The organism is Agrobacterium sp. MCAB5 (genome assembly GCF_052114365.1).
Lineage (GTDB): Bacteria > Pseudomonadota > Alphaproteobacteria > Rhizobiales > Rhizobiaceae > Agrobacterium > Agrobacterium tumefaciens.
Window position 1 is genome coordinate 349261 of record NZ_JBFREP010000005.1, and the last position, 24148, is coordinate 373408.

The following is a 24148-nucleotide window of genomic DNA, read 5'->3' on the forward strand; positions in this document are numbered from 1 at the left end:
AGGTTCGGAATGCCTTCCTGCACCACATAGAGACATCGTGAAGACCTCATTGTCCTCCTTCACGAATCGTCGTTTCCGGCAAAGCCGGTCAAGGAAAGCCATCTGCGGCGGGAAATTCACCCGCAGCAGGAAATCATTCCGAAACCGGCAAACCGTCTTCCGTAAACGACTACAATATCGGCGCGAAAATCGAAATGGCTTTCGCAAGCCGCAATGCGTTCTTCAAAGAAGAGCGCTCTCAGGCACCCGGCGGGAGGGAGCCGCACCGCTTTAGGCGGTTTGCGGCGCCGGGTTTTCGTCGTGATTTATGCTTCGTAGCGACGCAGTACGAGGGAGGCGTTGGTGCCGCCAAACCCGAAGGAGTTCGACAAGGCGACGTTGACCTGCCTCTTGCGCGCCTTGTGCGGCACCAGATCGATCTTCGTCTCCACGTCGGGATTGTCGAGGTTCAGCGTCGGCGGAACGATGTTGTCGCGGATCGCAAGCGTGGCGAAAATCGCCTCGATAGCGCCAGCTGCTCCGAGAAGATGGCCGGTGGCCGACTTCGTGGAAGACATGGAAATCTTCGACGCCGCGTCACCAACCAGCCGCTCGACCGCACCAAGCTCGATCGTATCGGCCATGGTGGAGGTGCCGTGGGCGTTGATGTAGTCGATATCGTCAGGCGTGAGGCCGGCGCGCTTCAGCGCCATCGCCATGCAGCGGTACGCGCCATCGCCATCTTCCGACGGTGCGGTGATGTGATAGGCATCACCGGAAAGGCCGTAACCGACGACTTCGGCATAAATCTTTGCGCCGCGCGCCTTGGCATGTTCCAGCTCTTCCAGAACGACGATGCCGGCACCTTCGCCCATGACGAAACCGTCACGGTCGCGGTCATAGGGACGCGATGCCTTCTGCGGATCGTCGTTATGCTGGGTGGAAAGCGCCTTGCAGGCGGCAAAGCCGGCAAGCGCGATGCGGCAGACCGGCGATTCGGCACCACCTGCGACCATGACCTCGGCATCGCCGAACGCAATCATCCGGGCAGCATCGCCGATGGCATGCGCACCGGTCGAGCAAGCCGTCACTACGGCATGGTTCGGACCGCGCAGCTTGTGACGGATTGAGACGTGACCGGAAACCAGGTTGATCAGACGGCCGGGAATGAAAAATGGAGAAATGCGGCGGGGGCCTTTGTCGCGCAGCGTATAACCCGCCTCGACAATACCTTCCAGACCGCCGATGCCGGAGCCGATCAGAACGCCCGTGGCGACCTGGTCCTCGTCCGTTTCGGGATGCCAGCCGGCGTCCGCAAGCGCCATGTCGGCAGCGGCCACACCGAAAAGGATGAACGGATCGATCTTGCGCTGCTCTTTGAGTTCCATCCAGTCATCGGCATTGAACGTGCCGTTGGAGCCATCGCCGACGGGAATGCGACAGGCAATCTTTGCGGGCAAGTCTTCGACTTCGAACTCAGTCACGAGACGGGCACCGTTCTGGCCGGCAAGCAGCCGTTCCCAGGTGATTTCCGTTCCGCATCCAAGAGGAGATACCATGCCGGTACCGGTGATAACGACACGCCTCATCGCCAACGCTCCGCCCTTATCCAAATCATCGGTCTTTTTGCAACGCCACACACCATGGAATGGCGGGAACAGGCGCTGCACCATTTTGAATGTCCGCATAATCTTCCGCAGGCCGGAGCCGGTTCGGAAACTTATGCATTCGTCAGGACGCACGTCTTTCGGGCGCGTTCTGTTTCACGATAAAATATTGGCCCGGACAAGCCGGGCCAAGACGGGAGGTTGTTACACCTCCCCAATACAGGTCGATCAGGCCTGGGCCTTCTCGATGAACTTGACAGCGTCGCCAACAGTCAGGATCGAGTCAGCTGCGTCGTCTGGGATCTCGACGCCGAATTCTTCTTCGAAAGCCATGACCAGTTCAACGGTATCGAGCGAATCAGCGCCCAGATCGTCAATGAAGCTTGCGCCTTCAACAACTTTGTCGGCGTCGACGCCCAGATGATCAATTACAATTTTCTTTACGCGTTCTGCGATATCGCTCATGTCGGTTTCCTCGACCTTTATTTTGAAGGGAATGCCTTACGGCACCCTGCCCTGTTAGAAGCCCTCATGCGCCGTTCAAATCCGGCACTGCTGGCAAACCCGTTCAACCCGGTCCAAGCTAGACATCGTCGCGCAAAATCGCAACGGCTTCCTGTCTCTCCGGGACGACTGTTCACAGTCTTGGCCCGATTAACACGGTTTCAACCGGTCGAAAAGCCTGAAAACGCGCTAAGCACAACGTATGACAGGCAATTTCGCCGGAAACCGGCATGGAGGGTCTTGCGGCGCCCGACACCAAACAAGGTGCAGAAACAGCGCCGCAATCGTTTCAAGACGCCTTTCAGGTGGCGTCAGATCATCGCCATGCCGCCATTGACGTGCAAGGTCTGGCCGGTCATGTAGGCAGCTTCATTGGAAGCCAGATAAAGTACGGCCGAAGCGACTTCGGCGCCCGTTCCCATGCGCTTCATGGGAATGGCACCCATGATGGCGTCTTTCTGCTTGTCGTTCAGCTTGCCGGTCATCGCGCTTTCGATGAATCCAGGCGCCACGCAGTTGACGGTGACGTTGCGGGTGGCGATTTCCTGTGCCAGCGACTTCGAAAAACCGATCATGCCGGCCTTGGAGGCGCAATAGTTCGCCTGGCCGGGATTGCCGGTGACGCCGACGATGGAGGTGATGTTGATAATGCGGCCGAAACGGCGGCGCATCATCGGATGCGTCAGTTCACGCGTCAGGCGGAACATCGCGGTCAGGTTCACCTCGATGACGTTGTCCCAGTCCTCGTCGCTCATGCGCACGAACAGGCCGTCCTTGGTAATCCCGGCATTGTTGACGAGAATGTCGACGCCTTCCAGCTCGGCCTCGGCCTTTTCGCCCAGCGCCTTGACCTCGGCACGATCGGCAAGGTTGGCCGGGAAAATCTTGACGCGGTCGCCAAGTTCCGCCGCCAGGGCTTCGAGCTTTTCAACGCGCGTGCCGTGCAGGCCGACGGTTGCGCCCTGGCTGTGCAGAAGGCGGGCGATTTCCTCGCCAATGCCGCCGGTCGCGCCGGTTACGAGAGCCTTGCGGCCTGTCAGATCAAACATGTTCCGTTCCTTCTTTAGAGCAATTCCGTAAAAGCCTTTTAGCGGAATCGCATCGGGAATTACCGTAAAACAAAAAGCCGATGCGGGGCGAAGCCCGTCTCAGCCGATAAGAGTGGCGAGAAGCTGGTCGATATCGGCAGCGCCGTTGACGGCAACGCCGTTCACCGTCTTGTCGATGCGACGGGCAAGACCCGTCAGCACCTTGCCCGAGCCGATCTCGTAAAGCTGCGTTACATTGTTGGCGGCAAACCATTCCACCGTCTCGCGCCAGCGCACCTGGCCCGTCACCTGCTCGACCAGCAAAGCGGCGATCTCATTGGCGTCGGAAACGGGGGCGGCACGCACATTGGCGATAACAGGCACGACCGGGTTATTCTTTTCGACAGCCGCCAGCGCCTCGCGCATGGCTTCCGCCGCCGGCGCCATCAGCGCGGAGTGGAAGGGCGCGGAAACCGGCAGCATGATGGCGCGCTTGGCGCCCTTTTCGGAAGCGATCGCAGCCGCCTTCTCGACAGCCGCCTTGCCGCCGGAGATGACCAGCTGGCCGCCGCCATTGTCGTTGGCGATCTGGCAGACGCCGAGAATGGCAGCCTCTTCACAGATTGCCGAAACAGCATCGTGCTCCAGCCCGATGATCGCTGCCATCGCGCCCTCGCCCACCGGCACGGCAGCCTGCATGGCATTGCCGCGGATGCGGAGAAGCCGTGCGGTATCGGCAACCGAGAAGGTGCCGGCAGCACAGAGCGCGGAATATTCACCGAGCGAATGGCCAGCGACATAAGAGACGGCGTCGGAGAGCTTCAGACCCCGCGCTTCCAGAACCCGCATGACCGCCATGGACACCGCCATGAGCGCCGGCTGGGCATTGGCCGTCAGCGTCAGCGTTTCTTCCGGGCCATTCCACATGATGTCGGAAAGCTTCTGGCCGAGCGCGTCATCGACCTCCTGGAACACAGCCCGTGCTTCCGGATAGGTATCGGCGAGTTCCTTGCCCATGCCGATGGCCTGGCTTCCCTGACCGGGAAATGTGAATGCAATACCCATGGGATGTGGTCCTTCTTGTCTGGCCTTGCCTTTATTCTTTTCGACTTCCATTCACATTCCGGCCTGCGGAGTCAAGGCTTGAAGCCCTTCGGCACCCCATCGACGCGGTTTTGCCGATCTATTTTCCCCTTTCTTTTCATCATATTTTTTCTTGCACTGCGGCAATTCCCCATTACTTTCATGCCACCTTTCAAATATCTGGCCAAGCACCGGGACATTTCCATGAAACAGAGACTATTGGGCCGCACGGGCATTTCCGTGTCCGAAATTTGCCTTGGCACAATGACGTGGGGCACGCAGAACACTGAAGCCGAAGCGCATGCGCAGATGGATTACGCGCTGGAGAACGGCGTCAATTTCTTCGATACGGCCGAGCTTTACCCCACCACCCCCGTTTCCGCCGAAACGCAGGGACGGACGGAAGACTATATCGGCACATGGTTCGAAAAGACCGGCAAGCGCGACCAGGTCGTGCTTGCCACCAAGGTCGCCGGTTCCGGGCGTGACTATATTCGCGGCGGACGCGATATCGATGCGAGCGCCATCCGCGAGGCGGTAGATACCAGCCTCACGCGCCTGAAAACGGACTACATCGACCTCTATCAGATCCACTGGCCGAACCGCGGCACCTATCACTTCCGCGGCGCCTGGAGCTTTGATGCTTCCGGTCAGGAAAAGGAGCGCACGCTTGCCGAGATAACCGAAAAGCTCGACACCCTCGGCGAGCTGGTAAAGGCCGGCAAGATCCGCGCTATCGGCCTTTCCAACGAAAGCGCCTGGGGTACGCAGAAATATATCGATATTGCCGAGGCCCGTGGCCTGCCGCGCGTCGCAACCATCCAGAACGAATATAACCTGCTCTATCGCAGCTTCGATCTCGACATGGCGGAAGTCGCCCATCACGAAGATGTCGGCCTGCTGGCCTACTCGCCGCTGGCGGCGGGGCTGCTCACCGGCAAGTATCAGAACGGCGCACGCCCTGCGGGCTCGCGCGGCACCATCAACAAGGACCTCGGCGGTCGCCTGCAGCCGCATCAGGAAGCGCCGGTCAAGGCCTATCTGGAGCTAGCCGCACAACACGGCCTCGATCCGGCCCAGCTCGCCATCGCGTTCTGCCTGACACGCCCCTTCATGGCCTCCGCCATCATCGGCGCAACGACCATGGAGCAGCTGAAGGTGGATATCGCAGCAGCCGATGTGGCGCTATCGGAAGAGGTGCTGAAGGGTATTGCGGCGATCCATCGGCAATATCCGATGCCGATCTGACGACAGCGCAGCGCGCTTTTTCGCCTCCGGTCCTTGCATTCCGGGCAAAAATGGGTATAAGCGCGCTGTTCACAACACCCGGTCCAATTGGCTGGTGGCTGAACGGAGGGCTGGTTTCGGTAACGAAACAGCAGGAACCATAAGGTTTTTCCGGCCTCCCGTGTCTCCGCTCTCGACCGTCTCGAACAACGCTTTTCTTGCTTTAAGGCTTCGCAGCCTAACCAGGAGCAGTCGTTGAGGCTTAGCGCCGTTGCCGGGTGAAGGACGAAACGCAAGAAAGGCAAAGCTTAAATGGCTCTTTACGAACACATCTTCCTTGCCCGGCAGGATATTTCTGCCCAGCAGGTCGACGCACTTGTCGAGCAGTACAAGGGCGTTATCGAATCGTTCGGCGGTAAAGTCGGACGCGTCGAGAACTGGGGTCTGAAGTCCCTCACCTACCGCATCAAGAAGAACCGCAAGGCTCACTACGCTCTCATGGACATCGACGCTCCGGCGCCTGCGATCCACGAAATCGAGCGCCAGATGCGCATCAACGAAGACGTTCTTCGTTACATGACCATCGCCGTCGAAGCCCACGAAGAAGGCCCGTCCGCGATGATGCAGAAGCGCGACCGTGACGACCGTCCGCGCCGCGATGGCGACCGTCCGGATCGTGGCCCGCGTGAAGATCGTGGTCCCCGCGCACCGCGCGAAGGTGGCTTCGGCGACCGCGAAGACCGTCCGCGCCGTCCGCGCGAAGACCGTGCATAAGGAGAATTGACCAATGGCTGATACATCCTCTTCCCAGGCACGCCGCCCGTTCCACCGCCGTCGCAAGACGTGCCCCTTCTCCGGCGCAAACGCTCCGAAGATCGACTACAAGGACGTTCGTCTCCTGCAGCGCTACATTTCCGAGCGCGGCAAGATCGTTCCTTCCCGCATCACGGCCGTTTCCCAGAAGAAGCAGCGCGAACTCGCCCAGGCGATCAAGCGCGCCCGTTTCCTCGGCCTGCTGCCTTACGTCGTAGCGTAATGATTTGAAGCGAGGCCGCGCTTTGGCGCGGCCTCGTCTTCCACGATGCAACTGACTTTTGATCAGTAGGTTGCGAGTTCAAATCCTTCCGCGTTGGGCGCGGATCGATACCATAAAACCCATGTTGGGGACGACGATCCTGATTGGAACGGTCCTCTAACTGCTCAAGTTTCCAGCAGGACAGCGAAGTGCAAAAGTTGAACCAGACAGTGCTGATCACCGGCGTTCTCGCCGGCATATGCGCCGCGTTTCTAACGCTTGGCGCAACGGCACAGTCGTCCTTTTCCTTCCTGCTTTACGCCGGTTCCGCCATGCCCATCTTCATCGCCGGCATGGGCTGGGGCAATCGCGCAGCCGTCGTTGCGATCATCACCACGGCTATCATCGGCGCGCTCGTCATATCGCCGCTTTTCTCGCTGACCATTGCGATCTTCACGCTGATCCCGGCGGGCTGGCTTTCGCATCTTGCCAATCTGGCGCGCCCGGCCTCGGAACTCGGCGGCCCGGATGACTTGCTTGCCTGGTATCCGCTGTCCGGCATCGTCCTGCATCTCTGCCTTCTGGTTTCGGTTGCCGTCGTCATTCTCGGCTGGATGATCGGTTACGGTCCCGATCTCGTCGCGCGCATGGTCGATCTGATGATGACCTCCGTGCAGAGCCGCGAACCGCTGTTCGAACCCAATGTCGAGGCACTGGCGCAGACGAAGTCGCTGCTGGTTCTGATGCTGCCGATCGTTCAGGGCGGCCTGTGGGTCATCCTTTTGTTTGCGGCCTATTATTTCGCGGCCCGGCTGGTCGGTTCCTTCGGCAAGGGTCTTCGCCCACGCGAGGACATTCCTTCCGCACTGCGCATGCACCGCAACGCCATCTTCGTTTTTCTCTGCGGCATCGTCGCCATGTTCTTCGGTGGCGTCGCCGCGATGGTCGGCGCAGTCGTCTGCGGCACCTTCGGCGCGGGCTTCCTGATGGCGGGTTACGCCTCGCTGCACAAACGCGCGCGTGGAAAGGACTGGCGTCTGCCGGTTCTCATCCTCGCCTATCTCTCGGCGGTCTTTGTCTTCCCGCTGCTTATCATTCTCGTTTTGGGATTGAGCGACGTGCGCAGCACGATCTCCCTCACCCCAACGCGGAAAACTGACAATACGAACGAAACCAACACATAGAAAGGATCAAGAAGATGGACGTTATTCTTCTCGAACGCATCAACAAGCTCGGCCAGATGGGCGAAACCGTAAAGGTTCGCGACGGTTACGCACGTAACTTCCTGCTGCCGCAGGGCAAGGCGCTGCGCGCCAACGCCGCCAACAAGACCCGTTTCGAAACCGAGCGCGCAACGCTTGAAGCCCGTAACCTCGAGCGCAAGTCGGAAGCCCAGAAGGTTGCCGAAGCACTCGAAGGCAAGTCCTTCATCGTCGTTCGCTCGGCTGGCGAAACCGGTCAGCTTTACGGTTCTGTTGCTGCTCGCGACGTCGTTGAAATCCTCGGCGCCGAAGGCTTCAACATCGGCCGCAACCAGGTTGAACTGAACACGCCGATCAAGACCATCGGCCTGCACAACGTTACCCTGCACCTGCACGCCGAAGTCGAGCTTCAGGTCGAGCTGAACGTTGCCCGTTCTGCCGAAGAAGCCGAGCGTCAGTCCAAGGGCGAAAGCCTCACCTCCGCCGACGCCATCTACGGCGTTGACGAAGACGCCCTGCGTCCGGAAGACTTCTTCGATCCGGAAGCTGACGGCAACGACGACGACGAATAAGATTTTGGCCTTGTGGTCATAAGGAAAACCCCGGATGGCGACATCCGGGGTTTTTTGGTTTTTGACGGTGGCGTGAAGTGTGCGGAGAGGTTACCCCCTCTGCCCTGCCGGGCATCTCCCCCACAAGAAGGGAGATCAGCAGGGCGATCCCACATCGCTAATAGCCGCAACGTTGAGGTTGTCGAGCGCAAGCCACAATTCGATCTCCACCCTTGTGGGGGAGATGTCCGGCAGGACAGAGGGGGTGCCTCTCGGCAAACTCAGCGCCAGACTACCTCGCAGCCGTCTCCGCCCCCTCCGGCGCCACGCTCTTGTCCACATGCACGACCACCGACATGCCCGGCGACAGATCCGCTGCCAGCGGCTGATCGGCGTCGATCGCGATGCGCACGCCGAGACGCTGGGCGATCTTCACGAAATTGCCGGTGGCATTGTCGGGCTTGATGACAGCGAATTCCGATCCCGTTGCGGGCGAGAACCGCTCGACGCGGCCGTTGAGCTTGCGGCGATGCAGGGCATCCACCGAGATCGTCACCGGCTGGCCGACCTGCATGCCCGCGAGCTGGGTTTCCTTGAAATTGGCGATGACCCAGACATCATGCGGCACAACCGCCATCAACTGCGTTCCGGCCGTCACATACTGACCGGTGCGCACGCCGATTTCGCCGAGCCTGCCGTCCACCGGCGCGTGAATTTCGGTATTGTCGAGATCAATCCTGGCGAGTTCGACCGCAGCCTCGGCATTGGCGACAGCGGCCTGCAGGGAACTGCGGTTAACGATGATCGTCTGCAAATCCTGCCGCGAGACCTCAAGTGCCGCTTTCGCCTGCGAGAGCGATGCCCTCGCCTTTTCAAGCGCGGCATGCGCCTCTTCCTGCAGGCTGGAGGTGCCGGCACCGCTTTTGATGAGGTTGTCCTGGCGGTCTGATGCCAGTTGCGCCTGTTTCAGAGATGCCTGGGCGCTATCGACCGCCGCCTCGCTGGAACGGATATTGGCGTTGGCGGCGTTTTCCTGCTGGCGGGAATTGTCCAGTGCCGCTTTTTGCGTATCCAGCGCGGCTCCCGCCTGCGCCTGCTTCTGGCGGTAGATGCGGTCGTCGATCTTCGCCAGCAACGTACCCTGTTTGACCTCCTGATAGTCCTTCACCGGCACATCCACGACATAACCGCTCACCTGCGGGCTCATCGTCGTCACGTAACCACGCACGAAGGCGTTGTCGGTCATTTCGACGGTGGAAAGGAATGGTGGCAGGCGCCATGCATAGAGCACCAGGGCGACGCCGGCGAGGCCACCGAGCAGAACGAGAATGGAAACGGGGGTAAAAATCTTCTTCAGCATATTATCACTCTTGGAGGTTCAAGACTGTGGCGCCGGCGCGGCATCGACATTGTCCCGGAAAAAGCGGGGACGGATGCGCAGCCATGCAAGGTGGAGCAAAAGCGCCATGAGCGCCAGCGCCGCAACGGTGGAAATCAACAGGAACGTATCGTTATAGGCGAGCACATAGGCTTCCTTGGTAACCTGCTGGCCAAGGAGGGAAAGCCCCTCGGCCTTCAGCAGCGCCGGATCGGTGATGACGTGGCTGTAGGCGCCGGAAAGCTGCGACACGCGCTGGGCGACCAATGGGTTGGTGAGCAGGATATTCTCCACCAGAATATTGGAATGGAATTTTTCGCGCAGCGTCACGAAACTGCCGAGCAGCCCGGTCATCAACATCGATCCGGTGATCTGGGTGAACAGGAAGATGGTGATGAAATTCACCAGATAGGGCGCTCCGCGCGCAAGTGCGGCAGCGAACCCCTTTGCCATAACGGGCGGCAGGAACATGGCCGCACCGAAGGCGATCATCATCTGGCTCAGATACATCTGCGCTGGCCGCGTCAGATTGTTGGACTGGCTGTCCAGAAAAGCGCCGGCCGCAATCAGGGTAAGCGCAATCACATGAGCGGTATCGACATATTTCGTCAGCATCAGCCAGGCACAGGCCGCACCGCCGAGAACCGTCGCCAAAAGCACCAGAGCATAAAGCGTGATCGTCTGGTCGTTCAAAAGGCCAAGCTGCTGGTAGAAACTCACCGCCGTCGAGGACTGCTCGGAGGAAACTGCACGGTAGATGAGCAGGACCGCTATGACATGCAGGTTGGTTTTCGAAAAAATCCAGCGCAGGTCAAGCAGCGGGTTCTTGCGCGGCAACTCGATGACGACCATCAGCGTGAGAAGCGTGATCGACGTGGCCAAAAGCACGCCCAGCCACCATGTTTCGAACCACCAGTAAAACCGGCCAAGCGTGAGCATGACCGCAAGACAGCCAAGGCCACCCGCAAACAGAAGGTAGCTCAGAATATCCGTGCGCTCGATGACTTTCGCGCGCGGCGGCGGCGTAACTTTCAACAGGTAGATCAAGGCGAGCGAGATCAGCGCGAAGCCCATTTCCATCGTGTAAAGGGCATTCCAGCCGCCGATTTGCAGCAAGGAAGGCGAGACGATGCGCGCGAGCGGTGCAGACAGCAAGGTTCCGGTGAGTGCGATGCTGAAGCCCAGCGAGAATTTCCGCGCCGGCGGAAAGGCCTCCAGAATGTAGAGAAAGCCGAGCGAAGAAAGAGGTGCCGCCGCCATGCCGCTGAGGAAGCGGATGACGATCGCCGAATGCAAATCTGTCACGAACAGGTTGAGGCACGAGGCGACGACGAAGACGATGATCGAAAGTTCGGCAAAAGGACGCAGGCCATACTGCGTTCGCACCTTGAACAGCGCGATGGAAAACGTGGCATAGGGGGCCATATAGGCGGCGGAAAGCCAGGCGACCTCGGCCACCGTGGCGGAAAATTCGCCCTGCAACTGGTATAGATTGGCCATGACGAGGTTCATGCCCAACCCTTGGGTGATGAAGAACGCCAGGCCCGCAAAGATGAAACACAGCCGCAGCCACACTGGCCGCTCCACCGGTTGCGGCGCGGCGGCCGCAGCAGCAGATTCCGGCACGTTCGCCGGCTTTACCGTAACGTCGGCATTTTCAGAGGCGGTCTCATCTGCCGTTTGCGGCACCACGGTACTCACGATTGCGCCCTCCCGCTTGCCAGATTTTGCAGATTGGCCGAAAGCCTGCGCATGACATCCAGCGCCATCGCCAGATCCTGCGAGGAAACATCGGCGGCGATTTCAGAACGGAGCGATTTTGCCACCGCCTGCACCGTTTCGGAGGTTTTCTCGCCCTCCTCCGTCATGTGGATGCGTTTGGCACGGCGGTCGGTTTCGTCGGAGCGTCGCTCGATGAGGTTCTGTTTCTCCATGCCGTCAAGCACGCGCACCAGCGTCGGCGTTTCGATTTCCATTTCCTCGGCAAGCTCCGTCTGGGTCAGCGGCCCACGTCGCGACAGCGCGAAAAGCGCACGCGCACGCGCCAGAGTCAGGCCGCTTTCCCCTACCCGCGCGTCAAAAAATGCGCGCAGCTTGCGGGTGAAGGCGGACACCTCGTCCAGAAGCTGTTCCTTGTCGGTTTCGCGGGACATGTCAGCAAGCCTTATAATTAGCACACTACTTATTTTCTGCCTATTTATTTGGAAGCCTGCCGATTTTCAAGTTTCTTTCACGTCGGGTCTGCCATGCGATAAACTCATGGCAGCGAATCACGTTGCCGGGAATTTCCCGCCCCTTGTCCCCACCCGCCTGTGGATTGCTGGGGACAACTGAAGATGTGATCCAGCTTCGCAGACAGGACGTCAGGCTGCCATAGAGTGTTGCAACAATATCATTGACTGCCATGGCCAAGGAAGCCAAACCCGAAGTGTAGTGGCAAGGCAAAGGGAGATCGTGCAAACCATGAACGACGCTGTGAGAAAGATCACCCCCGCGCAACCGGCGGAACCGCATTACCGCGAGGCGCCGAACAATATCGAGGCCGAACAGGCGCTGCTGGGCGCCATCCTCGTTAACAACGACGCCTATTATCGCGTGTCGGACTTCTTGAAGCCCGTGCATCTTTACGAACCGCTGCACCGCAAGATTTTCGAAGTGGCGGGCGACATCATCCGCATGGGCAAGACTGCCAATCCGGTGACCATCAAGACCTTCCTGCCCGCAGACGACAAGGTCGGCGACCTGACGGTGGCGCAATATCTGGCGCGTCTGGCGGCAGAAGCCGTTTCCATCATCAATGCGGAAGATTACGGCCGGGCGATCTACGATCTGGCGCTGCGCCGCGCGCTGATCCAGATCGGCGAGGATGTCGTCAACATCGCCTATGATGCGCCGCTGGACATGCCGCCGCAGGCGCAGATCGAAGACACCGAGCGCCGCCTGTTCGAACTGGCGGAAACCGGTCGCTACGATGGCGGCTTCCAGTCGTTCAACGATGCCGTGGCGCTGGCGATCGACATGGCGGGCGCCGCCTTCGAGCGTGACGGCAATCTTTCCGGCATTTCCACCGGCATCCATTCGCTCGACGCCCGCATGGGCGGCCTGCAGCGTTCCGACCTTATCGTACTTGCCGGTCGTCCGGGTATGGGCAAGACCTCGCTTGCCACCAACATCGCTTATAACATCGCTGCGACCTACGATCAGGAAGTTCAGCCTGATGGTTCGTTCAAGGCGAAAAACGGCGGCGTCGTCGGCTTCTACTCGCTCGAAATGTCGTCCGAACAGCTGGCAACCCGTATCATTTCAGAGCAGACGGAAGTGTCTTCCTCGAAAATCCGCCGCGGTGACATTACCGAGGCCGATTTCGAGAAGCTCGTCGCCTGCTCTCAGATGATGCAGAAGGTGCCGCTTTACATCGACCAGACCGGTGGTATCTCCATCGCCCAGCTTTCCGCCCGTGCCCGTCGACTGAAGCGCCAGCGTGGTCTTGACGTTCTGGTGGTCGACTATATTCAGCTGATGACCGGCGCCGGCAAGAGCGGTGAGAACCGCGTGCAGGAAATCACCCAGATCACCACGGGCCTTAAGGCGCTCGGCAAGGAACTCAACGTTCCCATCATCGCGCTTTCGCAGCTCTCCCGTGCGGTGGAAAGCCGTGAAGACAAGCGCCCGCAGCTTTCCGACCTGCGTGAATCGGGCTCGATCGAGCAGGACGCCGACGTGGTGCTGTTCGTGTTCCGTGAGGAGTATTACGTCAAGAACATGGAGCCGCGCGATATTTCCGATCCGAAATATGCCGAGTGGGAGGCCCTGTTCGACAAGGTGAAAGGCACCGCCGACGTCATCATTGCCAAGCAGCGTCACGGACCCACCGGCACAGTGAAACTCGCCTTCCAGTCCGAATTCACCCGCTTCGCGGATCTGGCCGACCCGAGCTTCAGCCAGTACGAAGAGCATTGATCTGAACCGAGGGCGAAACCGGGTCAGCGTTTCGCCCTGCCTGCTCTAAATCGAAACTGGGGAATCTTTTCAGAACTTTGGCGGGATTGCCTCACAATCCGATTCCGCGCAAAAGCGCCACGGTGACGACGCCGAGCGTTGCGGCTGGGAGCAGGCTGAGGCGGAGCGCCGCGACTGCCGTCACCGCGCAGGCGATTGTTTCCGCCATTCCGCTTGAGAATGCCGTTGGCGTCACCACAGCCATCAAGACCGCAGGCGGAACCACGCCGAGCGCTTTTTTCAGACGCGGCGTCAGGGTGAAATGGTTGACCAGCAGCAGACCCCCAAGACGCGTAGCGACGGTGGCCGCCATCATGGCGAGGATCGCCAGCAGGGTGTTCGTATCAAGCGTCATGCTGGCTGCTCCACCTCGTCCTCGCGGCCGAGGGCTGCGACGGAAAGCCCCGCAAGCGCACCGGCGGCTATGTACCAGGCGCCTGGGACCAGCGCGTGCGTGACAAAGGCGGCGGCAGCGCTTGCCAGCAGCACCAGGCCCGTTTCCCTGCCCTTCCAGAACCCCATCAGCAGCACGATGAACACGGCCGGAAAAGCGAAGTCCAGACCGATGACCGTCATGTCGCCCATCACCGAGCCTAAAAGTGCGCCCGTAAGCGTGGCGATGTTCCAGACGAGGTAGATTGACAGCGCAGCGCCGGTGAAAAATGCGGCCGTCAGCCTGCCGGCAACTGCCCTGAATTCCGACAGCGCCCAGGATTCGTCCGTCAGCACCAGCATGGCCGCATATTTTCGCCAGCCGGTAAAATCATCGAGCTTGCCAGCGATGGAAGCGCTCATCAGCACATGGCGAAGATTGACCAGCAGCGCGGCAAAACCGAGCGCGCTCCAGCTTGCCGGATGCGTCCACAGATCCATGGCGACGAATTGCGAGCCACCTGCAAAGACGAGAATCGACATCAGCGAAGCTTCCAGCGGCGACAATCCCTTGCCGACCGCGACTGCACCGAACACGGCGCCGATCGGCACCATGGCGACCAGCAGGGGTGCCGCAGCTCTCAGGCCTGCGCCAAGCTCTGCACGTTTTTCCAGCACGGACATTGCATTCTCCTTTTCAGAGACATGCGATTACGCCTGCAAGTTTTTCCAGTCTTGAATGAAAGTGACGTTGCGCTTCGGAATGGCCTCCAAAATCACGCCGTCCGGAATTGTCCCGGCGTGACGCCGGTGCGCGCCTTGAAATGCCGCGTAAAATGCGCCTGATCGGCAAAACCGCACAGCGCAGCCACCTCGGCCGGCATTTCGCCGGAACGCAGAAGACGGCGCGCCCGCCTTATGCGCACATCCGTCAGATAGGCATGCGGGGTGATGTGGAACTCCTTGCGGAAGGCCCGGATTAGATGCGCGCGGCTGAGACCAGCGATGGACGCCAATTCCTCAAGGCCGATATCGGTCTCGTAATTATCGGAGAGATAGTCGCGGGCGGTATGGACCGCCGTCTTCTCGCGGGTTTCAACGGCCAGGATAATGGCGCTGCCATGCCTGCCGAACAGTGCCGCCAGAACCGAGAACATGCCCTCATCTGCCTCAAGAGCGCCGGACTTGGCCTCCAGCCTGCGATGCGCCATCTGAAAAGCAGCGGCCATCTGCGGATCACGCGGGAGAAACCTTGGAAAGGACGGCATTCCGTGGAAAGCCCTGCCCGTCACATCCTCGATAATATCACGCAGCAGCGCTGCGTCGGGATAGATCATCCGATAACGATAACCGCCGCCACCCGGCGCACCATCGTGAATCTCGTCCGGATTGATGAGATAGAGATGCCCCGGCCCGGTCTGTTCCCTGGTGCCCTGAATGGTGGAAATCTGCGAGCCGCTTTCGATCGCGCCGATCGAGAAGGTATCATGCGCGTGCGGCGAATATTCATGTGTCAGGAACGTCGCGCTCAGACATTCCATGCCGCCAAAACGTGGGTCACGCCAGAAACGCGTCGTTTCCGTCGCTGCAACCGGCATGACGTCTATGGCCTGTTCCTGCGAAACATTGTGCATAGAACGACTTTAAACCAATCGGTCATTACCGTCTTGAACAAAAGTGCTAGGGTCCGAACCGGTTCCAAATCAACCGGACGCATGGCATGACAGACGACTTCGAAGACACATTTCCCGAACACGAAACCGACGCTTTCGAACATGCGCCGCTGAGGCTGACCGTCGATCTCGGCGCGCTTGCCGACAATTGGCGCGACATGAAAAAGCGGTCCGGCAAGGCGCGGACGGCGGCTGTCGTGAAAGCAGATGCCTACGGGCTCGGTATCGAGGATTGCGGCGCGACGCTCTACCATGCCGGCGCACGCGACTTCTTCGTGGCAACGGTGTCCGAAGGTGCGACCTTGCGATCCTATGCGCCGGAAGCGCGCATCTTCGTGCTGTCAGGCATCTGGCAGGGCCAGGAGCGTCAGGTCTTCGACAATGATCTCGTGCCGGTTCTGGCCTCGGAGGAACAGCTCTCCTTCTGGATGGCGACAGTTGCCGAACGCGGCGAACACCCCTGCGCGCTGCATGTGGATACCGGCTTCAACCGGCTTGGCCTGCCGCTGGACGACGCGCTGTTTCTGGCAGACGACGTGACCCGGCCTGCGAGTTTCGATCCGGTTCTGGTGCTCTCCCACCTCGCCTGCGCCGACACGCCGTCTTCGCCCATGAATAAGGTCCAGCTCGAATCATTCCGCAAGGTTAGCGCCGCTTTCGAAGGTATCGAATCAAGCCTTTCAGCCTCCGCCGGAATCTTTCTGGGACCGGATTATCATTTCGATCTCACCCGCCCCGGCATTGCCCTTTACGGCGGCGAGGCAATCAACGATGTGGCAAACCCGATGCGGCCCGTCGCAAAGGCCGAAGCGCGGATCATCCAGATTCGCGAGGCCGGCGAAGGCCAGACAGTCAGCTATGGCGGCACCTATTTGCTGAAACGGGCGAGCCGCCTTGCCATCGCTTCCGTTGGTTACGCGGACGGATACCAGCGGTCGCTTTCCGGTTCCGGCATTCCATTGCGCGAAATGGGCCATGGCGGTGCTTACGGCATAGTCAACGGCCACAAGGCGCCGGTCGCCGGTCGTGTAACCATGGATCTCACCATTTTCGACATCACGGACATACCGGCAAATGCCGTCCGCACCGGTGATTATATCGAGCTTTTCGGCCCGAAAGTACCGCTCGATGAGGTGGCGCGCGCCGCCGGCACCATCGGTTACGAAATGCTGACGGGGCTTGGTTTGCGCTACGAGCGGCAATATCTGATGGCTGACGACTGAACCACGTCTGTCTTTAGCTCTTGGAAAGCGGAAGCGACCTGTGCTAAAAGAGAACAAAAGGAGATCGAAATGCCCGAAATCCATTTGAGCGAGCAGGACGAAAATTTCATCGGAGAGCAGGTGGCTGAGGGTGTCTATAGCGATGCGGACGCCGGCCGGGTTCACCGCTATGCCTCACAAGACGACTTCCTGAGCGATATCAAACGCGTTTCCGTGCAGCAAAAAACGGGGACCGGTCATTAAAATCCGGACCCCAATCTGGACCACGCGGGCAAGGCGCGATCTTGCCGAAGACCATGGGCCGGGCTTCGAAGTATTGCCTATCGTGAGCGCGTCATCTTCTTTCGTGTTGACGAGGCCGATCTAACCGTTCTGCGCTTGCTGCACGGCCACCAGGACAATTCCGCCAAAGATTTCAAACAAGAAGAAAACTGACATAGATGGCCAAAGCCAAGACCCAATTCGTGTGCCAGAACTGCGGCACGGTTCATACCCGCTGGGCGGGAAAATGCGAAGGCTGCGGCGAGTGGAATACCATCGTCGAAGAAGATCCGATGGGCGGCATCGGCTCCGGCCCCGGCAAGACGCCGAAAAAGGGTCGGGCGGTCGCGCTTACGGCGCTTTCGGGCGAGATCGAGGAGGCGCCGCGCATTCCGACCGGCATCAGCGAACTGGACCGGGCAACCGGTGGCGGTTTCGTGCGCGGTTCGGCGGTGTTGATCGGCGGCGATCCCGGCATCGGCAAATCGACCCTGCTGATGCAGGCGGCAGCTGCCCTTTCGCGGCGCGGACATCGCGTCATCTATGTTTCTGGCGAAGAAGCGGTAGCGCAGGTGCGTCTGCGCGCCCAGCGGCTGGGTGCGGCGGAAACCGACGTGCTGCTGGCGGCAGAAACCAATGTCGAGGATATTCTGGCGACGATTTCCGAGGGCAAACGCCCCGATCTCGTCATCATCGATTCCATCCAGACGCTATGGAGCGACACGGCCGATTCCGCTCCCGGCACGGTAACGCAAGTGCGCACCGGCGTGCAGGCAATGATCCGTTACGCAAAGCAGACGGGCGCGACCATGGTGCTGGTGGGCCATGTGACCAAGGAAGGCCAGATCGCCGGTCCCCGCGTGGTGGAGCACATGGTCGACGCCGTGCTTTATTTCGAAGGCGACCGCGGCCACCATTACCGCATTCTGCGCACCGTCAAGAACCGCTTCGGGCCTACGGACGAGATCGGCGTATTTGAAATGTCCGATCGCGGATTGCGCGAGGTCTCCAACCCGTCCGAACTGTTCCTTGGCGAGCGCAACGAGAAATCTCCCGGTGCCGCGGTCTTTGCCGGCATGGAGGGCACCCGTCCCATTCTGGTCGAGGTGCAGGCGCTGGTCGCGGCCACCTCGCTCGGCACGCCGCGCCGCGCCGTGGTCGGCTGGGACAGTTCGCGGCTCGCCATGATCCTTGCCGTGCTGGAAGCCCATTGCGGCGTGAAGCTCGGTCAGCACGACGTTTATCTGAACGTCGCCGGCGGATACCGCATTTCCGAACCGGCTGCGGATATGGCGATAGCCTCTGCGCTGGTTTCCTCGCTTGCCGGTCTTGCCCTGCCCGCCGATTGCGTCTATTTCGGCGAGATCAGCCTGTCGGGCGCGGTACGGCCCGTCTCGCATACGGGCCAGCGTTTGAAAGAAGCTGAAAAACTCGGTTTCTCCGCCGCACTTCTGCCGTCTGCTTCGGCTGAATTGCCGAAAGCGGGCAAGGGGCGCTGGACGGAAATAGAAAGCCTGCCGGACCTCGTGGCGCGCATCGCCGGTTCCGGCAACCGGTTCAAACAGGTTGAGGACGACTAAGATTGATCCTTTCGCCAAGGGAAACAGTGGTGTAAGAGGATCGCACAATTGGCAAGGCAGCGCCTGACAGGGCGTCGCACCTCCGGAGTTGGTATATGCCCATTACAATTTTCGACGGCATCGTCATCGCCGTTGTTCTTTTCTCCGCCATTCTCGCGATGGTGCGCGGTTTTTCCCGCGAGATTCTGTCCATCGCGAGCTGGGCCGGTTCGGTCGCCGCCGCCTATTATCTTTTCCCGATCCTGCTGCCCTATGCACGCAACTATACCGATGACGACAAGATCGCCATCGCCGGTTCGGCAGGCGTCGTCTTCCTCATTTCCCTTGTCGTCATTTCCTTCATCACCTCGCGCATTGCCGATTTCATCATCGACAGCCGCATCGGTGCGCTGGATCGCACGCTGGGTTTCCTGTTCGGCGCAGCGCGCGGCATTCTCTTGCTGGTCGTCGCGGTTGCCTTCTGGAACTGGCTGGTGGATGTGAAGACGCAGCCACAATGGGTAACCCAGGCCAAGTCCAAGCCTTTCCTCGACGGGCTGGTGGGCAAGCTGGAAGCGGTTCTGCCTGACGATATAGAGCCGCAGATCCGCGCCCGTATCCTCGGAAAACCGCAGGAACCGGCAGCCGCGCAGACGCCTGCGGAAGATGTACCGGCGACAAATCCGCCGGCAACGAATAATTGACACAGTGTCGCGCCTTGCAATGCATGCAAGGCGCGCTATTTGTGCTAAATATCAAGCACGACACAGACTGGCCGACCGGGAGACAAGCTCACCGGAGAGGTCTTTCGTTTTTCTCGGTAGAGAGCAAGGGCAAGCCGGATGATTGAGCCGCTTTCGCATTCCACTTTCAATGAAGAAATCGACGGCGACACGCTGCACGAAGAGTGCGGCGTGTTCGGCATTCTCGGCCACGCCGATGCCTCCGCCCTGACTGCACTCGGCCTGCATGCGCTTCAGCATCGCGGCCAAGAGGCAGCAGGCATCGTCTCCTTCGATGGCAAGCGCTTCCATCAGGAACGCCATATGGGCCTCGTCGGCGATCATTATACCGATCCTGCAACCCTTGCCCGCCTGCCCGGCTCCATCGCGATTGGCCATACCCGCTACTCCACAACAGGCGAAGTGGCGATGCGCAACGTGCAGCCACTGTTTGCCGAGCTGGAAGAAGGCGGCATTTCGATTGCCCATAACGGCAATTTCACCAATGGCCTGACGCTTCGCCGACAGATCATCGCCACCGGCGCCATCTGTCAGTCGACATCGGATACCGAAGTCGTGCTGCACCTCATCGCCCGTTCGCGTCACAGCTCCACTGCCGACCGTTTCATCGACGCCATCCGCCAGATGGAAGGCGGCTATTCGATGCTGGCGATGACCCGCACCAAGCTGATCGCAGCCCGCGACCCGATCGGCATCCGCCCGCTCGTCATGGGTGAGCTGGACGGCAAGCCGATCTTCTGCTCGGAGACCTGCGCTCTCGATATCATCGGCGCGAAATTCGTGCGTGACGTCGAAAACGGCGAAGTCATCATCTGCGAAATTCAGCCTGATGGTTCGATCACCATCGATGCGCGCAAGCCTTCGAAGCCGCAGCCGGAGCGTCTCTGCCTGTTCGAATATGTCTATTTCGCCCGCCCCGATTCCGTCGTCGGCGGCCGCAACGTCTATACGACGCGCAAGAACATGGGCATGAACCTTGCCAAGGAAGCGCCGCTGGAAGCTGACGTTGTGGTTCCGGTTCCCGATGGCGGCACGCCGGCAGCGCTCGGTTTTGCGCAGGAAAGCGGTATTCCGTTCGAATACGGAATCATCCGCAACCACTATGTCGGCCGTACCTTCATCGAGCCGACGCAGCAGATTCGCGCTTTTGGCGTCAAGCTCAAGCATTCCGCCAACCGGGCGATGATTGAAGGCAAGCGCGTGGTGCTGGTGGATGATTCGATCGTGCGCGGCACGACTTCATTGAAGATCGTGCAGATGATCCGCGAAGCGGGCGCGAAAGAAGTGCATATCCGCGTTGCCAGCCCGATGATTTTCCATCCGGATTTCTACGGCATCGACACGCCTGATGCCGACAAGCTGCTCGCCAACCAATATGCCGATGTGGACGCCATGGCGAAATTCATTGGCGCCGATTCGCTTGCCTTCCTGTCGATCGACGGTCTTTACCGCGCCGTCGGTGGCGAGAACCGCAACAATGCGCGTCCGCAATTCACGGACCATTATTTTACCGGCGACTACCCTACCCGCCTTCTCGACCAGAACGGCGAGGCGATGGGCAGCAAGATTTCCGTGCTGGCCAGCAACGGCTGATAATCTCGAAATAACAAGCGGCCACCGGCTTCCGGTGGTCGCTTTTTTGTGGCGGGCGATTGAAACCGTGCCCGCTGCGGCGTTTTGATCGCTTGCGGTTGGCGTCAGGGGCTTCATAAAACAAGCGGAATGAATTTCGGAGGGGGCAAAATGACCATCAATCTCAAGGGCAGGATCGCGCTCGTCACCGGCGCGTCGCGCGGTATCGGCTATTTCACGGCGCTGGAACTTGCCAAGGCCGGTGCGCATGTCATTGCCTGCGCCCGCACGGTCGGCGGCCTCGAGGATCTGGACGACGCCATCAAGGCCGTCGGCGGCACCGCGACGCTGGTTCCCTTCGATCTCGCCGACATGAACGCCATCGATGCGCTGGGCGCCAATATCTTCGAGCGCTGGGGCAAGCTCGATATTCTGGTCGCGAATGCCGGTGTTCTCGGCGTCATCTCGCCGGTCGGCCATATCGAGGCGAAAGTCTTCGAAAAGGTCATGACCATCAATGTCACCGCTACATGGCGGCTGATCCGCTCTGTCGAACCGTTGCTCCTGCGATCGGATGCCGGGCGGGCGTTGATCCTGTCTTCGGGTGCTGCCCATAGCTGTCGTCCCTTCTGGGGCGTCTATTCCACCTCCAAGGCCGCCGTTGAGGCACTTGCCCGGACCTGGGCTGCGGAAACCGATAAAACCGCGCTGCGCATCAACAGCATCAATCCCGGCGCGACGCGCACCGCGATGCGCGCCCAGGCCATGCCCGGTGAAGACCCCGCAGACGTGCCACACCCTTCTGAAGTTGCCGCCGCCATTGTTCAACTCGCCTCGCCTGAGCTTACCGAAACCGGCAAGCTCTTCGTGGTGCGTGAAGGCAAATTCCTGGATTACCGCCAGCCGGAATAGGCTTTTGGTCAAGGCGATCTCTTAAGGTGCTTCTGGCGCCTGCGAGAAACGCTTGACCGCGAAACACCGGCACGCCATAAGGCAAGGCATGAAAACAACGATCTGCACCTGCTGCTGAATAATTTTTGCTGGTTCACCACCGGCCAGATCGTTTTCGTCTCCCCGCAAGGTCCAACAGACAAACGGTCCGGCCAGGACAATTGACTGCCTTTAGGGAACGCCCGCATGTCCTTGCGCCTGAAACTCCACAACACCCTGACACGCGAAAAGACGGAATTTGCGCCGATCGACGCCGACAACGTGCGCATGTATGTCTGCGGACCAACGGTTTACGATTTCGCCCATATCGGCAATGCGCGCCCGGTCATCGTTTTCGATGTTCTTTACCGGCTGCTGCGCCACGTCTATGGCGAAAGCCATGTGACCTACGCCCGCAACATCACCGATCTCGACGACAAGATCAACGCAAGGGCGCTGCGCGACTATCCGCATCTGCCGCTGAATGACGCCATCCACGCGGTGACGAAAAAGACCGCCGACCAGTTCCATGAGGATGTGGCAGCACTCGGCTGCCTGCAGCCGACCGTTGAACCGCGCGCCACCGACTACATCGCCGAGATGATCGACATCATCGAGAAGCTGATCGCGCGCGGCCATGCCTATGCGGCGGGCGGCGAAGTGCTGTTCGACACCCGCTCGATGGCCGATTACGGCCAGCTGTCCAAACGCCCGCTGGACGAACAGCAGGCCGGCGCGCGCGTGGCGGTGGAAGCACACAAGAAGACCCCCGGCGATTTCGTGCTGTGGAAACTTTCCTCTGATAATGAGCCCGGCTGGGCAAGCCCCTGGGGCCGAGGCCGTCCGGGCTGGCACATCGAATGCTCGGCCATGGCCGGTCGCTACCTCGGCGAAGTGTTCGACATTCATGGCGGCGGGCTCGATCTCATTTTCCCGCATCACGAGAACGAAATCGCGCAATCCCGCTGCGCCCACGGCACGCAGGTGATGGCCAATGTGTGGATGCATAACGGCTTCGTGCAGGTGGAAGGCCGCAAGATGTCGAAGTCCGAGGGCAACTTCGTGACCATCTATGAATTGCTGCATACCGAAAAATTCGGCGGCCGCCAATGGCCGGGCGAGGTTCTTCGCCTTGCCATGCTGATGACGCATTACCGCGAGCCAATCGATTTTTCGGTGAAGCGTCTCGAAGAGGCCGAACGTCTTCTCGCCAAGTGGCCGGCGGCCGAAGTCTCCGACGCGGCACCGGATGAAACCGTGCTTGATGCGCTTGCCGACGACCTGAACACCGTTGCCGCCGTGCAGGCGCTTCACGCGCTGGCACATGCCGCCAACACCGATCCTGCCCGCCTGCCCGCCTTTGCGGCCAGCGCCGCCCTGCTCGGCGTATTGCCGAAGAAAGCGGAAGTGGACGAGGCCATCGTTTCAGCCGTCGATGCTCTGGTGCAGCTACGCCTTGAAATGCTGAAGGCGAAGAACTTTGCAGAGGCGGATCGTTTGCGCGACGAGCTTTCTGAAAAGGGCATTCAGTTGAAGGATGGCAAGGATAAGGAAACCGGGGAACGGACGACGACCTGGGAGTTGAAGCGGTAATTTGCTGCTGCGGCTTGGGACTTACCCCCTCAAGATGGGCGAGCGATAACCGCGATTGATCTCCCCACCTGTGGGGGAGATGCCCGGCAGGGCAGAGGGGGGCCGACGGTCACCACAATCCGCTTGCGGTTTTGAGTTACCTCAACCAATCTGAGGTAAAGCAGCTAACTGGCGAACCAATTATGCCACACGCGGACGTAGACCCGATGCATCGCAAATATGCGAAGCAGATGCGGAAAGTAATGACGGATGCCGAACTGAAGCTCTGGAATGCTATTCGCGCGCATCGCCTCGAGGGGTTAAGTTTCCGCAGACACATGCCGATTGCCGGTTTTATCGTCGATTTCGCATGTTCGGATCATCGCCTGATTATCGAGATCGATGGCTCCCAACATACAACCGAGGCAGCGCTACAATACGATCAAGAACGAACTGCGCGGCTTCAGGAATACGGCTGGACAGTCCTCCGCTTCTGGAACGAGGACATCCTGAAAGACACGGACAATGTCTGTCTCCACATTATCCGAACGGTGAAGGAGAGCCAACCATGACCACCTACACCGGCGGATGCCAGTGCGGCGCGATCCGCTTCCGCGCGACCGGCGATCTCAAGGACAGTTCCATCTGTCATTGCCGCATGTGCCAGAAG

At 59.9% G+C, this 24148-nt stretch carries 26 protein-coding genes; 15 read left to right on the forward strand and 11 right to left on the reverse strand.

All coding sequences use genetic code 11. The features are described from left to right. Positions 1-305 precede the first annotated feature (305 nt). From fabF to fabD, 4 genes are all read right to left on the reverse strand, one after another. Positions 306-1568, reverse strand: a complete 1263-nt coding sequence (gene fabF / locus AB4Z23_RS14890) for a beta-ketoacyl-ACP synthase II (protein ID WP_421476490.1) — start codon at positions 1566-1568, stop codon at positions 306-308. A 246-nt stretch (positions 1569-1814) separates the two neighbouring features. Further along, positions 1815-2051, reverse strand: a complete 237-nt coding sequence (locus AB4Z23_RS14895) for an acyl carrier protein (RefSeq protein ID WP_003502080.1) — start codon at positions 2049-2051, stop codon at positions 1815-1817. 350 nt (positions 2052-2401) lie between these two features. Next, entirely contained in the window at positions 2402-3139 is a 738-nt protein-coding gene (gene fabG, locus AB4Z23_RS14900; RefSeq protein ID WP_003512379.1) for a 3-oxoacyl-[acyl-carrier-protein] reductase, read from the reverse strand. Positions 3140-3238: 99 nt separating this feature from the next. Beyond that, positions 3239-4183, reverse strand: a complete 945-nt coding sequence (gene fabD, locus AB4Z23_RS14905) for an ACP S-malonyltransferase (protein ID WP_065661162.1) — start codon at positions 4181-4183, stop codon at positions 3239-3241. A gap of 222 nt (positions 4184-4405) precedes the next feature. On the opposite strand from fabD, the gene AB4Z23_RS14910 reads away from it, so the two are divergent. The 5 genes from AB4Z23_RS14910 to rplI all read left to right on the forward strand — a co-directional run bounded on the left by AB4Z23_RS14910 (position 4406) and on the right by rplI (position 8217). Beyond that, positions 4406-5449 (forward strand): aldo/keto reductase, encoded by a 1044-nt coding sequence (locus AB4Z23_RS14910; RefSeq protein ID WP_025592963.1) that lies wholly within the window; start codon positions 4406-4408, stop codon positions 5447-5449. Positions 5450-5740: 291 nt separating this feature from the next. Further along, a complete protein-coding gene (gene rpsF / locus AB4Z23_RS14915) occupies positions 5741-6202 on the forward strand; it encodes a 30S ribosomal protein S6 (protein WP_003512373.1) in 462 nt (153 codons plus the stop codon). Positions 6203-6215: 13 nt separating this feature from the next. After that, the gene (rpsR, locus tag AB4Z23_RS14920; RefSeq protein WP_003496832.1) at positions 6216-6464 is read left to right on the forward strand and encodes a 30S ribosomal protein S18; all 249 of its coding nucleotides are present in this window, start codon (positions 6216-6218) and stop codon (positions 6462-6464) included. A 188-nt stretch (positions 6465-6652) separates the two neighbouring features. After that, complete coding sequence (locus AB4Z23_RS14925; protein ID WP_025592960.1) at positions 6653-7627, forward strand: hypothetical protein; 975 nt, start codon at positions 6653-6655, stop codon at positions 7625-7627. 14 nt (positions 7628-7641) lie between these two features. Beyond that, the gene (gene rplI, locus AB4Z23_RS14930; protein WP_003512362.1) at positions 7642-8217 is read left to right on the forward strand and encodes a 50S ribosomal protein L9; all 576 of its coding nucleotides are present in this window, start codon (positions 7642-7644) and stop codon (positions 8215-8217) included. Between the two features lie 271 nt (positions 8218-8488). On the opposite strand, the gene AB4Z23_RS14935 is transcribed toward rplI, so the two are convergent. Genes AB4Z23_RS14935 through AB4Z23_RS14950 form a run of 4 tightly spaced genes read right to left on the reverse strand, consistent with a single transcriptional unit; the run spans position 8489 to position 11980 of the window. After that, entirely contained in the window at positions 8489-9556 is a 1068-nt protein-coding gene (locus AB4Z23_RS14935; protein WP_003512361.1) for an HlyD family secretion protein, read from the reverse strand. Positions 9557-9574: 18 nt separating this feature from the next. After that, entirely contained in the window at positions 9575-11275 is a 1701-nt protein-coding gene (locus AB4Z23_RS14940; RefSeq protein WP_003512360.1) for an MFS transporter, read from the reverse strand. Continuing rightward, entirely contained in the window at positions 11272-11727 is a 456-nt protein-coding gene (locus AB4Z23_RS14945; protein WP_003512359.1) for a MarR family winged helix-turn-helix transcriptional regulator, read from the reverse strand. The genes AB4Z23_RS14940 and AB4Z23_RS14945 overlap by 4 nt, the downstream gene beginning before the upstream one ends. 40 nt (positions 11728-11767) lie before the next feature. After that, positions 11768-11980, reverse strand: a complete 213-nt coding sequence (locus tag AB4Z23_RS14950; RefSeq protein WP_141193660.1) for a hypothetical protein — start codon at positions 11978-11980, stop codon at positions 11768-11770. Between the two features lie 57 nt (positions 11981-12037). Between AB4Z23_RS14950 and AB4Z23_RS14955 the strand changes: the two genes are divergently transcribed. Further along, the gene (locus tag AB4Z23_RS14955; RefSeq protein WP_003512358.1) at positions 12038-13534 is read left to right on the forward strand and encodes a replicative DNA helicase; all 1497 of its coding nucleotides are present in this window, start codon (positions 12038-12040) and stop codon (positions 13532-13534) included. Between the two features lie 91 nt (positions 13535-13625). Here AB4Z23_RS14955 and AB4Z23_RS14960 read toward each other — a convergent pair whose 3' ends face one another. The 3 genes from AB4Z23_RS14960 to AB4Z23_RS14970 all read right to left on the reverse strand — a co-directional run bounded on the left by AB4Z23_RS14960 (position 13626) and on the right by AB4Z23_RS14970 (position 15579). Next, positions 13626-13928, reverse strand: coding sequence for an AzlD family protein (locus AB4Z23_RS14960; protein WP_003512357.1), 303 nt, complete (start codon positions 13926-13928; stop codon positions 13626-13628). Further along, complete coding sequence (locus AB4Z23_RS14965; protein WP_112289762.1) at positions 13925-14629, reverse strand: AzlC family ABC transporter permease; 705 nt, start codon at positions 14627-14629, stop codon at positions 13925-13927. The genes AB4Z23_RS14960 and AB4Z23_RS14965 overlap by 4 nt, the downstream gene beginning before the upstream one ends. A gap of 92 nt (positions 14630-14721) precedes the next feature. Beyond that, positions 14722-15579 carry an AraC family transcriptional regulator gene (locus AB4Z23_RS14970; RefSeq protein WP_035251674.1) on the reverse strand — a complete coding sequence of 286 codons (858 nt, stop codon included), beginning with the start codon at positions 15577-15579 and terminating at the stop codon, positions 14722-14724. Positions 15580-15665: 86 nt separating this feature from the next. Here AB4Z23_RS14970 and alr point away from each other — a divergent pair, with 86 nt between their 5' ends. The 9 genes from alr to AB4Z23_RS15015 all read left to right on the forward strand — a co-directional run. After that, a complete protein-coding gene (gene alr, locus AB4Z23_RS14975; RefSeq protein ID WP_013635829.1) occupies positions 15666-16841 on the forward strand; it encodes an alanine racemase in 1176 nt (391 codons plus the stop codon). Between the two features lie 69 nt (positions 16842-16910). After that, positions 16911-17084 (forward strand): hypothetical protein, encoded by a 174-nt coding sequence (locus AB4Z23_RS14980; protein WP_181408669.1) that lies wholly within the window; start codon positions 16911-16913, stop codon positions 17082-17084. Between the two features lie 197 nt (positions 17085-17281). Continuing rightward, positions 17282-18682, forward strand: coding sequence for a DNA repair protein RadA (gene radA / locus AB4Z23_RS14985; protein ID WP_003512347.1), 1401 nt, complete (start codon positions 17282-17284; stop codon positions 18680-18682). A 95-nt stretch (positions 18683-18777) separates the two neighbouring features. Further along, on the forward strand, positions 18778-19365 hold the full coding sequence (locus AB4Z23_RS14990; protein ID WP_003512345.1) for a CvpA family protein: 588 nt from the start codon (positions 18778-18780) through the stop codon (positions 19363-19365). A gap of 138 nt (positions 19366-19503) precedes the next feature. Continuing rightward, positions 19504-20997, forward strand: coding sequence for an amidophosphoribosyltransferase (gene purF / locus AB4Z23_RS14995; protein ID WP_003512343.1), 1494 nt, complete (start codon positions 19504-19506; stop codon positions 20995-20997). Positions 20998-21147: 150 nt separating this feature from the next. Continuing rightward, the gene (locus tag AB4Z23_RS15000) at positions 21148-21888 is read left to right on the forward strand and encodes an SDR family NAD(P)-dependent oxidoreductase (RefSeq protein ID WP_003512341.1); all 741 of its coding nucleotides are present in this window, start codon (positions 21148-21150) and stop codon (positions 21886-21888) included. A gap of 225 nt (positions 21889-22113) precedes the next feature. Beyond that, complete coding sequence (gene cysS / locus AB4Z23_RS15005; protein WP_421476557.1) at positions 22114-23499, forward strand: cysteine--tRNA ligase; 1386 nt, start codon at positions 22114-22116, stop codon at positions 23497-23499. 182 nt (positions 23500-23681) lie between these two features. Beyond that, positions 23682-24050 carry an endonuclease domain-containing protein gene (locus tag AB4Z23_RS15010; protein ID WP_441360301.1) on the forward strand — a complete coding sequence of 123 codons (369 nt, stop codon included), beginning with the start codon at positions 23682-23684 and terminating at the stop codon, positions 24048-24050. Further along, positions 24047-24148 (forward strand): GFA family protein (locus AB4Z23_RS15015; protein WP_441360304.1); only part of this gene is annotated, 102 nt, incomplete at its 3' end. The genes AB4Z23_RS15010 and AB4Z23_RS15015, both read left to right, overlap by 4 nt.

What these genes read in the sequence shown, in the direction of transcription:
- AB4Z23_RS14955 (WP_003512358.1), top strand. Translation starts at nt 12,038, where the DNA reads ATGAACGACGCTGTGAGAAAGATCACCCCCGCGCAACCGGCGGAACCG.
- cysS (WP_421476557.1), top strand. Translation starts at nt 22,114, where the DNA reads ATGTCCTTGCGCCTGAAACTCCACAACACCCTGACACGCGAAAAGACG.
- AB4Z23_RS15010 (WP_441360301.1), top strand. Translation starts at nt 23,682, where the DNA reads ATGCCACACGCGGACGTAGACCCGATGCATCGCAAATATGCGAAGCAG.
- AB4Z23_RS14950 (WP_141193660.1), bottom strand. Translation starts at nt 11,980, where the DNA reads ATGGCAGTCAATGATATTGTTGCAACACTCTATGGCAGCCTGACGTCC.
- fabG (WP_003512379.1), bottom strand. Translation starts at nt 3,139, where the DNA reads ATGTTTGATCTGACAGGCCGCAAGGCTCTCGTAACCGGCGCGACCGGC.
- AB4Z23_RS14960 (WP_003512357.1), bottom strand. Translation starts at nt 13,928, where the DNA reads ATGACGCTTGATACGAACACCCTGCTGGCGATCCTCGCCATGATGGCG.
- fabF (WP_421476490.1), bottom strand. Translation starts at nt 1,568, where the DNA reads ATGAGGCGTGTCGTTATCACCGGTACCGGCATGGTATCTCCTCTTGGA.
- AB4Z23_RS14910 (WP_025592963.1), top strand. Translation starts at nt 4,406, where the DNA reads ATGAAACAGAGACTATTGGGCCGCACGGGCATTTCCGTGTCCGAAATT.
- radA (WP_003512347.1), top strand. Translation starts at nt 17,282, where the DNA reads ATGGCCAAAGCCAAGACCCAATTCGTGTGCCAGAACTGCGGCACGGTT.
- AB4Z23_RS14935 (WP_003512361.1), bottom strand. Translation starts at nt 9,556, where the DNA reads ATGCTGAAGAAGATTTTTACCCCCGTTTCCATTCTCGTTCTGCTCGGT.
- fabD (WP_065661162.1), bottom strand. Translation starts at nt 4,183, where the DNA reads ATGGGTATTGCATTCACATTTCCCGGTCAGGGAAGCCAGGCCATCGGC.
- AB4Z23_RS14945 (WP_003512359.1), bottom strand. Translation starts at nt 11,727, where the DNA reads ATGTCCCGCGAAACCGACAAGGAACAGCTTCTGGACGAGGTGTCCGCC.
- AB4Z23_RS14980 (WP_181408669.1), top strand. Translation starts at nt 16,911, where the DNA reads ATGCCCGAAATCCATTTGAGCGAGCAGGACGAAAATTTCATCGGAGAG.
- purF (WP_003512343.1), top strand. Translation starts at nt 19,504, where the DNA reads ATGATTGAGCCGCTTTCGCATTCCACTTTCAATGAAGAAATCGACGGC.
- AB4Z23_RS14895 (WP_003502080.1), bottom strand. Translation starts at nt 2,051, where the DNA reads ATGAGCGATATCGCAGAACGCGTAAAGAAAATTGTAATTGATCATCTG.
- rplI (WP_003512362.1), top strand. Translation starts at nt 7,642, where the DNA reads ATGGACGTTATTCTTCTCGAACGCATCAACAAGCTCGGCCAGATGGGC.
- AB4Z23_RS15000 (WP_003512341.1), top strand. Translation starts at nt 21,148, where the DNA reads ATGACCATCAATCTCAAGGGCAGGATCGCGCTCGTCACCGGCGCGTCG.
- alr (WP_013635829.1), top strand. Translation starts at nt 15,666, where the DNA reads ATGACAGACGACTTCGAAGACACATTTCCCGAACACGAAACCGACGCT.
- rpsR (WP_003496832.1), top strand. Translation starts at nt 6,216, where the DNA reads ATGGCTGATACATCCTCTTCCCAGGCACGCCGCCCGTTCCACCGCCGT.
- AB4Z23_RS14970 (WP_035251674.1), bottom strand. Translation starts at nt 15,579, where the DNA reads ATGCACAATGTTTCGCAGGAACAGGCCATAGACGTCATGCCGGTTGCA.
- rpsF (WP_003512373.1), top strand. Translation starts at nt 5,741, where the DNA reads ATGGCTCTTTACGAACACATCTTCCTTGCCCGGCAGGATATTTCTGCC.
- AB4Z23_RS14965 (WP_112289762.1), bottom strand. Translation starts at nt 14,629, where the DNA reads ATGTCCGTGCTGGAAAAACGTGCAGAGCTTGGCGCAGGCCTGAGAGCT.
- AB4Z23_RS14990 (WP_003512345.1), top strand. Translation starts at nt 18,778, where the DNA reads ATGCCCATTACAATTTTCGACGGCATCGTCATCGCCGTTGTTCTTTTC.